The organism is Blastococcus sp. SYSU D00813, from assembly GCF_054050735.1.
The window spans coordinates 85,736-97,693 of sequence record NZ_JBJGZX010000016.1 but is presented as its reverse complement, the minus strand read 5'-3'; the positions used below and the strand labels follow the sequence as shown (position 1 = coordinate 97,693).

The window sequence follows — 11,958 nt, the reverse complement described above, 5'->3', positions numbered from 1 at the left end:
AGTTACGGCGGTCATGGCGAGAGGGAAACGCCCGGTCCCATTCCGAACCCGGAAGCTAAGCCTCTCAGCGCCGATGGTACTGCCCTGGAGACGGGGTGGGAGAGTAGGACACCGCCGGACAACCATTCCCAGAAGGGCCCCAGCCACCAGGCTGGGGCCCTTCTGCATGCCCCCTCCGTCGGTCGCCAGGCCCGCGGCAGGATGGCCGCGTCGTGCGCCACGAGCCCGGGCTTCGTACTCGCCGGGCGCGGCCGGGCGCGGCCGTCAGCGGCGGCGGACCTCCCGCGTGGTCGCGCCGACGTTGTCCGCCAGCCAGGCGTTGAGCGCCACCACGTCCCGCCAGGCCTCGCGGACGCGGTCCAGCGCCTCCCGCCCGTGGAGCCACGGCGCCGGCTCGAACTGCTGCGCGACGTGCAGCGAGCGGTGCTTGAGGAGGTCCGCCCGGGCGTCGTCCGGGACGTCGAAGCCGCGGGCCGGACGGGTCAGGCGGTCGCCGCCCACCTCCCAGCCGCGTCCGGTCAGGCGGGCCACCTCCTCGGCGAGTCGGCGTCCCTGGACGTCGTCCACGACGGCGCGGCGGTAGCGGGCCACCTGGTCCGGCTCGAGCCGCCAGCAGCCACCGGCCACCCGCAGGCCGTCGGCGGAGACCTGCACGTACCAGGCGCCCGCGCCCGCTCCCGGTGGCTCGACCACGGCGCCCTGGTGCGTCTTGTAGGGCGTCTTGTCGTTGCTGAAGCGCACGTCCCGGTACGGGCGGAACAGCTTGGCAGGCCCGAACTCCCCGGCCAGCTCGTCGACGAGGGCCTGGAGCGGCGCCCGGACGCACGACTCGTACTGCGGGCGGTGACGGGTCCAGTAGGTCTTGCTGTTGTCGGCCTCCAGGCCCTCGTAGAAGACCAGGCCCTCGTCGGGGAAGCCCTCGAAGGTCACCGGGCCTCCTCCTCGTCGAGCAGCGTGTGCCAGCGGACCTCGCGCAGCGGGTCGCCTCCCGTGTCGAGGGTGCGCACCCACCCCTCCCGGCCCCAGCCGGCCGACTCCAGGAACCGGGCCGTCACCGCGTCGGCCTCCGGCACCCACATCGACAGCCGGCGGGCGCCCGTGGCGACGGCCAGGTCCGACACGGCGGCCAGCAGCCGGCTCCCGTGCCCGCGGCGACCCCACCGCGGCTCGACGAGCAGGGTCGCCACCTCGGTCGTCGGCGCGTCCGCGGTCCGGGGCTCGTCGGGCGACACCTCGGGCGGGCCGTAGGCGGCGAAGCCGACCACCGCCGTGCCGTCCACGGCCACGAGCACACCGTGGGCGGGGGTCGGCGGCGACAGGACGGCGGCGCGCCAGACGGCGGCGGCCGCGTCCTCGTCCCACTCGTCGAGCACCACGGCCGGCAGCACCGACCGGAACGCCGTCCGCCAGGTGACCGCCTGGACGCGGGCCAGGTCCGCCACGTCCCCGGCGCGCGCCGGGCGCACCGAGACGGTCACGTTCCCGGTCAGCCGGGGGAAGGCGGGAGGCTCCACCCGGGCAGCGTAGGCGCAGGTGGAGCCGCGTCCGTCGTACCCGGCAGGCAGGATCGGCAGCCGTGAGCGCCCCCGTCGTCGACCGGCTGCCGGCACCGCTGGCCCGGCGCATCGCGCTGGGGGCGCAGGGCTTCGCCGGTCCCCGCCCTGACGTGGCCCTCGGCAGCCGTCAGCTGAGGCGGGTCACCGACCGGCTGTCGGTCGTCCAGATCGACTCGGTCAACGTCCTGTCGCGGTCGCACTACCTGCCCTACTTCAGCCGCATCGGCGGGTACCCGCGGGCCGCGCTCGACGACTTCGCCAACCGTCGCCACGAGGTCTTCGAGTACTGGGCCCACGAGGCCTCCTACCTGCCCGTGCGGCTGCACCCGTACCTGCGGTGGCGCATGGCGGCGGCCGAGGAGCACGCCTGGGGGAACATGGTGCGGCTGCAGCGGGAGCGCCCGGGCTACGTCGCCGAGGTGCTCGACCGGGTCCGCGAGCAGGGGCCCACGAAGGCCAGCGAGCTGCTCGAGACCCGGCGCGAGCGGCCCGGGACGATGTGGAACTGGCACCCGGCCAAGGTCGCGCTGGAGTGGCTGTTCTTCACCGGGGCCCTCACCGCCCGCAGCCGCACGGCCGGCTTCGAGCGCGTCTACGACCTCACCGAGCGGGTGCTCCCGGCCGCCGTCGTGCAGGCCCCGACCCCGGAGCCGGCCGCGGCCTTCCGGGAGCTCGTGCGCACCGCCGCCCGGGCGCTGGGCGTCGCCACCGAGCGCGACCTGCGCGACTACTTCCGGCTGCGACCGGCCGCGGCGCGCACGGCGATCGAGGAGCTCACCGAGGCCGGCGAGCTGCTGCCGGTGCAGGTCGACGGCTGGGGCGCAGCCGCGTGGCTCGACCCGGCTGCCCGCCGGCCCCGCCGGATCACCGCCCGGGCACTGCTGAGCCCCTTCGACTCCCTGGTCTGGGAGCGGGCGCGCGTGGAGCGCCTCTTCGGCTTCCGGTACCGCCTGGAGATCTACACGCCCGCCGCGCGGCGCGTGCACGGGTACTACGTGCTGCCCTTCCTCCTCGGCGACCGGCTCGTCGCCCGCGCCGACCTCAAGGCCGACCGGAGGACCGGGGCGCTGCTCGTGCAGGCCGTGCACGCCGAGGACGGCGTCGACCGCCCCGCGGTCGCCACGGAGCTGGCCGCCGAGCTCCGGCTGATGGCCGGCTGGCTGGAGCTCGAGCGGGTGGTCGTCGTCGGCGCGGGCGACCTCGCCCCGGAACTCGCCGCCGCCACGGCCGTCAGCCCGTGAGCCGCACCCCGGCCAGGCGCCGCACCACCGCCAGACCGGCGGGGCTGCCCGGCCAGGCCCGGTCCAGCGCCTCGGCGCCCGCCCGGCGCACCACCGCGCGCAACGCCAGCGCCACGACCACGACGTCGTCGGCGTACCCGAGCACCGGGACGACGTCGGGCACCAGGTCCAGCGGCGAGAGCAGGTAGGCCAGCAGGAGCCACAGCCGCACCCGGACCCCGCGAGGAACCGAGCGGTCCCGGGCCAGCCGCCGGACCAGCCGGACCAGGTCGGGCAGCAGCCGGAGCGCCTCGCGCACGGTCAGGTCCTCCGGCCGCGCCCGCCACAGCAGGGCCAGCAGCAGCGCCCACACGAGCAGCAGGCCGCCGACGACGGCCAGCAGCGTGGCCCACCACTCCATGTCGGAGAGTGTGGCCCGTCGCCGTCGGCACGTAGATTGCATCCCCGTGGTGGGGACTGCCGGGCAGCCGGTCGACACGCAGTACGAGGACCTCCTGCGGCGGGTGCTGGAGCAGGGGACGCCGAAGTCCGACCGCACGGGCACCGGCACGGTGAGCCTGTTCGGGGAGCGGCTGCGCTACGACCTGTCCGCCGGCTTCCCGCTGCTCACCACGAAGAAGGTGCACCTGCGCTCGATCGTCGTGGAGCTGCTGTGGTTCCTGCGCGGCGAGAGCAACATCGCCTACCTGCACGAGCACGGCGTCACGATCTGGGACGAGTGGGCCTCCCCGGCCGGCGAGCTCGGGCCGGTCTACGGCGTGCAGTGGCGGTCCTGGCCCACCCCCTCGGGCGAGCACGTGGACCAGATCTCCGGCGTCCTGGACACGCTGCGCCGCGACCCGGACTCGCGGCGCATGGTCGTCTCCGCCTGGAACGTCGCCGCCCTGCCCGACATGGCGCTGGCCCCGTGCCACACGCTGTTCCAGTTCTCCGTCGCGGGAGGACGGCTGTCCTGCCAGCTGTACCAGCGCAGCGCCGACATGTTCCTCGGCGTCCCGTTCAACATCGCCAGCTACGCGCTGCTGACCCACATGGTCGCCGCGCAGGTGGGCCTGGAGCCCGGCGACTTCATCTGGGTCGGCGGTGACTGCCACGTGTACGACAACCACCACGAGCAGGTCCGCGAGCAGCTCTCCCGCCCCGCCCGGCCGTTCCCGACGCTGGAGCTGGCGCCGGCCCCGTCGCTGTTCGACTACACCCCCGGGCACGTGAGCGTGCACGGCTACGACCCGCACCCGGCCATCCGCGCCGCCGTCGCCGTCTGACCCGCGCGCATGATCTCGCTGGTCTGGGCGCAGGCGCGCGCCCGGGTGATCGGCGCGAACGGCACGCTGCCCTGGCACCTGCCCGAGGACCTGCGCAACTTCCGCGAGCTGACCACCGGCTCGGTCGTGGTCATGGGCCGGCGCACCTGGGAGTCGCTGCCGGACCGGTCCCGGCCGCTGCCCGGGCGGACGAACGTCGTCCTCACCGGCGACCCGTTGTGGTGGGCCGAGGGCGCCCGCCCGGCGTACTCGGTGAGCCAGGTGCTCGCCCAGTTCCCCGACTGCTGGGTGATCGGTGGCGGCACCGTCTACGCGGAGTTCCTGCCGCACGCCGAGCGGGCCGTGGTCACCGAGGTGGACCTGGACGTCGAGGGTGACACCCGCGCCCCGGTGCTCGGCACGGGGTGGCGGGTGGTCTCCCGGACGCCGGCCGAGGGCTGGGCCACCTCGCCGTCCACCGGAGTGCGCTACGCGGTCTCCGACCACCGGCGCTGAGCGCCCCGCGCAGCGGGTGGCGTCGGTGCCGCTGGGTAGATTCTCCCCATGACCAGCGACCCCGTCCGGCCCTTCGGCCGCGTGCTCTCGGCGATGGTCACCCCGCTGGCCGAGGACGGGTCGATCGACCTCGCCGGCGCCCAGGAACTGGCCGCGCACCTGGTCGACCGGTGCGCGCACGACGGCCTCGTGGTCGCCGGCACGACGGGGGAGTCCCCGACGACCAGCGACGCCGAGCAGCGCGCCGTCCTGGAGGCCGTGCTCGACGCCGTCGGCGACCGCGCGGTCGTCGTGGCCGGCGTGGGCACCAACGACACGGCGCACTCCATCGAGAAGGCCCGCGACGCCGAGCGCCTGGGCGCCCACGGCCTGATGGTCGTCACCCCGTACTACAACAAGCCGCCGCAGGAGGGCCTGCTGCGGCACTTCACCGCCGTCGCCGACGCCACCGGCCTGCCGGTGATGCTCTACGACATCCCGCCGCGCACCGTGGTGCCGATCGAGGTCGAGACGCTGGTCCGCGCCGCGGAGCACCCGCGGATCGTCGCGGTCAAGGACGCGAAGGCCGACCTCGGCGCCGTCGCCTGGACCCTGGCCCGCACCGACCTGGCCTACTACAGCGGCGAGGACATGCTGAACCTGCCGCTGCTCGCGCTGGGCGCGGTCGGCGTGGTGAGCGTCGCCGGGCACCTGGTCGGACCGCAGCTGGCCGAGCTCGTGGCCGCCGTCGAGTCCGGCGACCTCGTCAGGGCCCGCGCGGTCAACGAGAGGCTGCTGCCGGTCTACACCGGCATCTTCCGCACCCAGGGCGTCATCCTGGTGAAGGCGGCGCTGCGCGAGCTGGGCCTGCCCAGCGGCCCGGTCCGCCCGCCGCTGGTCGACGCCACCCCCGAGCAGCTCGAGCAGCTGCGCCACGATCTCGCCGCCGGAGGCGTCAGCCTGTGAGTGTCCCCACCGCCGCCCAGCCGCACCTGGACCTGAAGACCCCGCCGCCGCTGCCCGCCGGAGGCCTGCGCGTGATGGCCCTCGGCGGGCTGGGGGAGATCGGCCGCAACATGGCCGTCCTCGAGTTCGAGGGCCGCCTGCTGGTCATCGACTGCGGCGTCCTGTTCCCCGAGGCCGAGCAGCCCGGCGTCGACCTGATCCTCCCCGACTTCGGGGTCATCCAGCACCGGCTCGACGACATCGACGCCGTCGTCCTCACCCACGGGCACGAGGACCACATCGGCGCCCTGCCCTACCTGCTCCGGCTGCGCGGCGACATCCCGCTCGTCGGCTCGCGGTTCACCCTCGCGCTGGTCAAGGCCAAGCTGCGGGAGCACCGCATCGACCCGGTGCTGGTCGAGGTGGCCGGCGGCGACGACCACCTCGCCGGCCCGTTCCACTGCGAGTTCATCAACGTCAACCACTCGATCCCCGACGCGCTCGCCGTCGCCGTCCACACGCCCGCCGGGCTGCTCGTGCACACCGGCGACTTCAAGATGGACCAGCTGCCGCTCGACGGCGTCCTCACCGACCTCGGTGCCTTCGCCCGGCTCGGGCTCGAGGGCATCGACCTGCTGCTGGCCGACTCGACCAACGCCGAGATCCCGGGCTTCGTCACCAGCGAGCGTGCGATCGGCCCGGTGCTGGAGGACGTGTTCCGCCGGGCCACGCAGCGGCTGATCGTCTCCAGCTTCGCCAGCCACGTGCACCGCATCCAGCAGGTGCTCGACGCCGCCGAGAAGCACGGCCGCAAGGTCGCCTTCGTCGGCCGCTCGATGGTCCGCAACATGGGCGTCGCCCGCGACCTCGGCCTGCTGCGCATGGCGCCGGGGCTGATGGTCTCCCTGGACGAGGCGACGTCGATGCCGGCCGAGCAGGTCGTGCTGGTCAGCACGGGGTCGCAGGGCGAGCCGCTGTCCGCGCTGGGCCGCATGGCGCGCGGCGAGCACCACCAGGTGACCATCGAGGCCGGCGACACGATCGTGCTCGCGTCGTCGCTGGTGCCGGGCAACGAGACCGCCGTCTACAAGGTCATCAACGGGCTGGCCCGGCTGGGCGCCACCGTGATCCACAAGGAGACGGCGATGGTGCACGTCTCCGGGCACGCGCCCGCCGGCGAGCTGCGCACGCTGCTCAACGTCGCCAAGCCGCGCTACCTCATGCCGGTGCACGGGGAGTGGCGGCACCTGCGGGCGCACGCGGCCCTGGCCGAGCAGACCGGCATGAGCACCGACCGGGTCATCCTCGCCGAGGACGGCGTGGTGGTGGACCTCGTCGACGGCAAGGCCTCCATCGTCGGCACCGTGCCGATCGGCAACGTCTACGTCGACGGGCTCAACGTCGGGGACGTCGGCGAGGAGGCGCTGCAGGAGCGGCGGATCCTCGGCGACGAGGGTTTCGTCGCGGTGACGGTCGTCGTCGAGCCCTCGACCCGCACCATCGTGCGGCCGGTGCACCTGTCCACGCGCGGCTTCTCGGAGAACCCGGCGGCGTTCGACGAGGCGCTGCGGCTGGTCGAGGAGAACCTCAAGCGCACGCTGGACGACGGCGAGGTCGACGCCCACCGCCTGTCCCAGGTGATCCGCCGGACGATCGGCAAGTGGGTGAGCGACACCTACCGCCGCCGCCCGATGATCATCCCCACGGTCCTCGAGGTCTGAGCGGAGTCGCCCGGTGACGGGTCCCGTTCCCGGGCGACTCCGCTACCGCACCACCTCGATCGGCTCGATCCCCTCCGCGGCGGGGAGGTCGAAGCCCCAGACCTGCGCGTAGAAGGACAGCTCGCCGTCCAGCGCGGCGCGGATGTTCTCCGCCCGGCGGAAGCCGTGCTGCTCGCCGGGGAACAGCAGGTAGGCGTGCGGCACGCCGCGCTCGCGGAGCGCGGCGACGATCGCCTCCGCCTGCTCCAGCGGCACGATGCGGTCCTCCTCGCCCTGGAAGACCGCCAGCGGGGTCTCGCAGGCGTGCACGTGCGTCAGGGGCGAGCGCTCCTCGTAGACGTCGGCGCGGTCGGGCCAGGGGGCGACCAGCCCGTCGAGGTAGCGGGACTCGAACTTGTGCGTGTCGCGGGCCAGCGCCCCGAGGTCGGCGACGCCGAAGTGGCTCGCGCCGGCGGAGAAGGTGCCCGGGCGCATCGTCAGGGCCGCCAGCGTCGTGAAGCCACCGGCCGAGCCGCCGCGGATCGCCATCCGGGCGGGGTCGACCCGCCCCGCCTCGGCGAGGAACCGGGCGCAGGCGATGACGTCGTCGAGGTCGACGACGCCCCACCGGCCCTGCAGCGCGTCGCGGTACCGCCGCCCGTAGCCCGTGGAGCCGCGGTAGTCGACGTCGGCGACGCAGAACCCGCGCGAGGTCCAGTACTGCACGTCCAGGTTGAGCACCGGCGTGGCGGCCGCGGTCGGGCCGCCGTGCACCACCACGAGCAGCGGCGGCAGCTCGCCCTCCGGCGGGGCGACGTCGGGGTTGGCCGGCGGGTAGACCAGCGCGTGGGCGGTGGCGATGCCGGTGCCGCCGTCCGGGGTGGGGAAGGAGATCCGCTCGGGCGAGGAGAACCAGGCCGGGTCCAGCCCCAGGTCGCGCGCCGGCCGCAGCACCTCGGCGCCGGAGCCGTCCACCGGCACCCGGAGGACGACGGGCTCGCTGGCCGGGCCCCCGGCCACGCAGACCACGGCGTCCCCGTGCGCGGCCAGCGACCGGAACGCGGCGTACCCGGGCGTGTCCAGCTCCCGCAGCTCCCCGGAGGCCCCGCGCACCGCGAGGCGCTCGCCGGCGCCGCCGCGGACGGCCACGCCGAGCCGCCCGCCGGACAGCAGCGCCACGCGGCTGGCCCCGAACTGCCACTGCGGCCCGGCCAGGTCGGCGCCCGTGTCGAGGACCGGCTCCACCGCGCCGCCGGGCCGCCAGCGGTACAGCGACCAGACGTCGGTGCGGTCGCAGAAGAACAGCAGCGAGCCGTCGGCGTCCCACACCGGCTGCACCACCGACTCGCCGGAGCCGCCGGCCAGGACGTGCTCGGTCCCGTCGCCGGCCCGGACGACGAGCTGCGCGGCGTCCCACGGCATCGAGGGGTGGTCCCACTGCAGCCACGAGAGGGTGACGCCGTCCGGGGCCAGCCGCGGGTCGGAGACGAAGTCCGGACCGCTGACCAGCACCTCGACCGTGCCGTCGCCGGCCACCCGGACGACCTCGTTCACCACGTCGGCCGCGGCCCCTGAGGCGGTGTGGGTCTCCCGGACGGCGAGCAGCCCGCCGGGCACGACCCGCAGGTCGGCGAAGCGCACCCCCGAGGCCAGCTCCGGCTCGGGCGTGACCGCGACCGGCGCGTCGTCCCCCGGGGCCAGCCGGTACAGCCGCTGGTCGGTGAACTCGGTGAACCACAGGACGCCGTCGGCGACCGTCCACGCCCCGCCGCCGTACTCGTGCACGCGGGTGCGGGCGTTCCACGGCGGCGGGAGCACGTCGGCGACCGTGCCGTCGGGGGAGCGGCGCACCGGGGCGGAGCGGCCGGCCTCCTGGGGGCGTGACTCCGACCACCACACGGCCGCGTCGGGGGAGGAGCCGTCCACCACCACCTCGCCGAGCCGGGCGGCCGCGCGGACCACGAGCGCCGAGGTGACCGGCGTGGGCCAGCCGCCGTACGGGACGGTCGTCGGGGTGCTCATGGCCCGACCGTATGCGGGGGACACGTCCGTCCGCCTGCCCGGACCGGGGCCTCCGCGGGCTTACCGTCTGACGCATGCCTGCGCGCGGAACGACGACCCGCCCCGCGGCCGGTCGGGGTGCCGCCCGCGGCCGGTCGGGGTCCACGGCGAGCCGCAAGCGGCCGCCGGCGAAGGGCGGTCGCAAGCCGGCCACCCGCACGACCACCGCCCGCAAGCCCCCGGCCCGGCAGTCGTCCGGGCCCGGCGCGGCCGCCTCCCTGTGGAAGGTCGTGACCGGCGGCTGGTCGCTGCTGGCGCGTGGCGCCGGCGGCCTGGCCCGCTCGGTCGCCCGCCCGGAGGAGACCGAGCCGCTGGCGCCCGAGCACCGCCGCGACGGCGTCGGCCTGGCCGTGCTCGGCCTGGCCGTCGTCCTCGGCGCGGCCGCGTGGAGCGACGGCATCGGCCCGGTCGGCACCGGCCTGGCCGACGGCGTCTCCTTCCTCGTCGGCGTGCTCGTGCTCGTCCTGCCCGTCGTCCTGCTGCTGGCCGCGCTGCGCCTGCTGCGGCGCGGCCCGCGTCCGGAGGCGCGCGGCCGGCTGCTCATCGGCTGGACCTGCGCGCTGCTGTCGGTCGTCGGCGTCGCGCACGTCGTCGCGCTGGACGCCGACATGGCCACCACCGACCCGGGCTCCGGCGGCCTGCTCGGCTGGGCGATCGGCACGCCGCTGGCCGCCGGTGTGGGCCGCGTCGTCGCCGTCGTCCTGCTGGTCCTGCTCGCCGTCTTCGGGCTGCTCGTCATCACCGCCACGCCCGTCCACCAGGTGCCCGAGCGCCTGCGCGGCTGGATGGACCGGGCGCTGGGCCGCGAGGAGTACGACGAGGACGAGGACTGGGACGCCGAGGACGAGGACTGGGACGCCGACGAGGCGGAGGAGCCGCCGGCCCCGAAGCGCCGCGGCCGCAAGGCCCTCGCCGAGGACCTGCTCGCCACCGGCCCGGTCATCGACCACGCCGCGATGGCCGAGGCCCCGGAGGCCACCAAGACCACCGGCCCGGACCACGTCGAGGTCCCGACGGGGCTCCCGCCGGTCCCCGCCCCGGTCGCCCGTCCCAAGGTCGTCGACCGCACGGCGCCGCCGGAGGACCTGCCGCCGATCGACGAGCCGCAGCAGCTGGTCATCCAGCCGGTCGAGGGCGACTACGCGCTGCCCTCGCTGTCGCTGCTGCGGCCGGGCACCCCGCCGCGCGCCCGCTCGCAGGCCAACGACGCCGCCATCGAGGCGATCGCCGGCGTCCTCGAGCAGTTCAACATCGACGCCGCCGTCACCGGTTTCACCCGCGGCCCGACGGTCACCCGCTACGAGGTCGAGCTGGGGCCCGCGGTCAAGGTCGAGAAGATCACCGCGCTCACCCGCAACCTCGCCTACGCCGTCGCCAACGACAACATCCGGATCCTCGCGCCCATCCCGGGCAAGTCGGCCGTCGGCATCGAGGTGCCCAACACCGACCGCGAGACCGTCAGCCTCGGCGACGTCATGCGCTCCAACGCCGCCAAGCAGGACCCGCACCCGATGCTGGTCGGCCTCGGCAAGGACATCGAGGGCGGCTTCGTCTGCGCCAACCTGGCGAAGATGCCGCACCTGCTGGTCGCCGGCGCCACCGGTGCCGGCAAGTCCAGCTGCATCAACTCGCTGCTGACGTCGCTGCTGCTGCGCTCCACGCCGGACCAGCTGCGGATGATCCTGGTCGACCCGAAGATGGTCGAGCTGACGCCCTACGACGGCATCCCGCACCTGATCACGCCGATCATCACCGACCCCAAGAAGGCCGCCACCGCGCTGGCCTGGCTGGTCGAGGAGATGGAGCAGCGCTACCAGGACATGCGGGCCTCGGGTGTGCGCCACATCGACGACTTCAACCGCAAGGTCGAGCGGGGCGAGATCACCGCCCCGCCCGGCAGCGAGCGGGTCTACCGGCCCTACCCCTACATCCTGGCGATCGTCGACGAGCTGGCCGACCTCATGATGGTCGCCCCGCGCGACGTCGAGGAGTCGATCGTCCGGATCACCCAGAAGGCCCGCGCCGCGGGCATCCACCTGGTGCTGGCCACGCAGCGGCCCTCGGTCGACGTCGTCACCGGCCTCATCAAGGCCAACGTCCCCTCGCGGCTGGCGTTCTCCACCTCCAGCCAGACCGACAGCCGGGTCATCCTCGACCAGCCGGGCGCGGAGAAGCTGATCGGCATGGGCGACGCCCTGTTCATGCCGATCGGCGCCGGCAAGCCGGTCCGCGTGCAGGGCGCCTACGTCTCCGACGCCGAGATCGAGGCGGTCGTCGAGTTCACCAAGCGCCAGGCCGAGCCGGAGTACCGCGAGGAGGTCTTCACCGCCGCGGCCGGCGAGAAGAAGGAGATCGACGAGGACATCGGGGGTGACCTCGAGCTGCTGGTCCAGGCCGTCGAGCTCGTGGTCACCAGCCAGTTCGGGTCGACGTCGATGCTGCAGCGCAAGCTGCGCGTCGGGTTCGCCAAGGCCGGCCGGCTCATGGACCTGATGGAGACCCGCGGCATCGTGGGGCCCTCCGAGGGCTCCAAGGCCCGGGACGTCCTGGTCAAGCCCGACGAGCTCGAGGGCACGCTGTTCCTCCTGCGCAACGGCGGAGGAGCAGAGGACTGACGCGCGGCTGCGGTGCGCGGCCGTCCCCGGCCCCTCCTCGCAACGGCGGAGGAGCGGAGGACTGAGCCGTGGGCGCAGCGTCACCCTCCGTTCGCCCGACG

The 11,958-nt window shown here is 74.8% G+C and carries 10 protein-coding genes and 1 rRNA gene; 7 read left to right on the top strand and 4 right to left on the bottom strand.

Annotation, left to right across the window (positions count from 1 at the left end; genetic code table 11):
• Positions 1-3: 3 nt before the first annotated feature.
• A 5S ribosomal RNA gene (rrf, locus tag ACI8AX_RS13330) occupies positions 4-120 on the top strand.
• Between the two features lie 144 nt (positions 121-264).
• Here rrf and ACI8AX_RS13325 read toward each other — a convergent pair.
• Both ACI8AX_RS13325 and ACI8AX_RS13320 read right to left on the bottom strand, forming a co-directional pair.
• Positions 265-930: a DUF2461 domain-containing protein gene (locus ACI8AX_RS13325; protein WP_456550307.1), complete on the bottom strand. Its 666-nt coding sequence runs from the start codon at positions 928-930 to the stop codon at positions 265-267.
• Positions 927-1,514 (bottom strand): N-acetyltransferase family protein, encoded by a 588-nt coding sequence (locus ACI8AX_RS13320; protein WP_456550306.1) that lies wholly within the window; start codon positions 1,512-1,514, stop codon positions 927-929. The genes ACI8AX_RS13325 and ACI8AX_RS13320 overlap by 4 nt, the downstream gene beginning before the upstream one ends.
• A gap of 62 nt (positions 1,515-1,576) precedes the next feature.
• Between ACI8AX_RS13320 and ACI8AX_RS13315 the strand changes: the two genes are divergently transcribed.
• A complete protein-coding gene (locus ACI8AX_RS13315; RefSeq protein WP_456550305.1) occupies positions 1,577-2,797 on the top strand; it encodes a winged helix-turn-helix domain-containing protein in 1,221 nt (406 codons plus the stop codon).
• Here the strand turns inward: ACI8AX_RS13315 and ACI8AX_RS13310 are convergent.
• Positions 2,787-3,197: a YkvA family protein gene (locus ACI8AX_RS13310; protein WP_456550304.1), complete on the bottom strand. Its 411-nt coding sequence runs from the start codon at positions 3,195-3,197 to the stop codon at positions 2,787-2,789. The two genes, ACI8AX_RS13315 and ACI8AX_RS13310, sit on opposite strands and share 11 nt — an antisense overlap.
• A gap of 46 nt (positions 3,198-3,243) precedes the next feature.
• On the opposite strand from ACI8AX_RS13310, the gene ACI8AX_RS13305 reads away from it, so the two are divergent.
• The 4 genes from ACI8AX_RS13305 to ACI8AX_RS13290 are packed head-to-tail and all read left to right on the top strand — an operon-like array spanning position 3,244 to position 7,202.
• A complete protein-coding gene (locus tag ACI8AX_RS13305; RefSeq protein ID WP_456550303.1) occupies positions 3,244-4,062 on the top strand; it encodes a thymidylate synthase in 819 nt (272 codons plus the stop codon).
• 9 nt (positions 4,063-4,071) lie between these two features.
• Positions 4,072-4,557: a dihydrofolate reductase gene (locus tag ACI8AX_RS13300; RefSeq protein WP_456550302.1), complete on the top strand. Its 486-nt coding sequence runs from the start codon at positions 4,072-4,074 to the stop codon at positions 4,555-4,557.
• 48 nt (positions 4,558-4,605) lie between these two features.
• The gene (gene dapA, locus ACI8AX_RS13295) at positions 4,606-5,502 is read left to right on the top strand and encodes a 4-hydroxy-tetrahydrodipicolinate synthase (RefSeq protein ID WP_456550301.1); all 897 of its coding nucleotides are present in this window, start codon (positions 4,606-4,608) and stop codon (positions 5,500-5,502) included.
• A complete protein-coding gene (locus ACI8AX_RS13290; protein ID WP_456550300.1) occupies positions 5,499-7,202 on the top strand; it encodes a ribonuclease J in 1,704 nt (567 codons plus the stop codon). The genes dapA and ACI8AX_RS13290 overlap by 4 nt, the downstream gene beginning before the upstream one ends.
• Positions 7,203-7,244: 42 nt before the next feature.
• Here ACI8AX_RS13290 and ACI8AX_RS13285 read toward each other — a convergent pair whose 3' ends face one another.
• Positions 7,245-9,203 (bottom strand): prolyl oligopeptidase family serine peptidase, encoded by a 1,959-nt coding sequence (locus ACI8AX_RS13285; RefSeq protein WP_456550299.1) that lies wholly within the window; start codon positions 9,201-9,203, stop codon positions 7,245-7,247.
• 74 nt (positions 9,204-9,277) lie between these two features.
• On the opposite strand from ACI8AX_RS13285, the gene ACI8AX_RS13280 reads away from it, so the two are divergent.
• The gene (locus tag ACI8AX_RS13280; protein ID WP_456550298.1) at positions 9,278-11,857 is read left to right on the top strand and encodes a DNA translocase FtsK; all 2,580 of its coding nucleotides are present in this window, start codon (positions 9,278-9,280) and stop codon (positions 11,855-11,857) included.
• Positions 11,858-11,958: the final 101 nt, after the last annotated feature.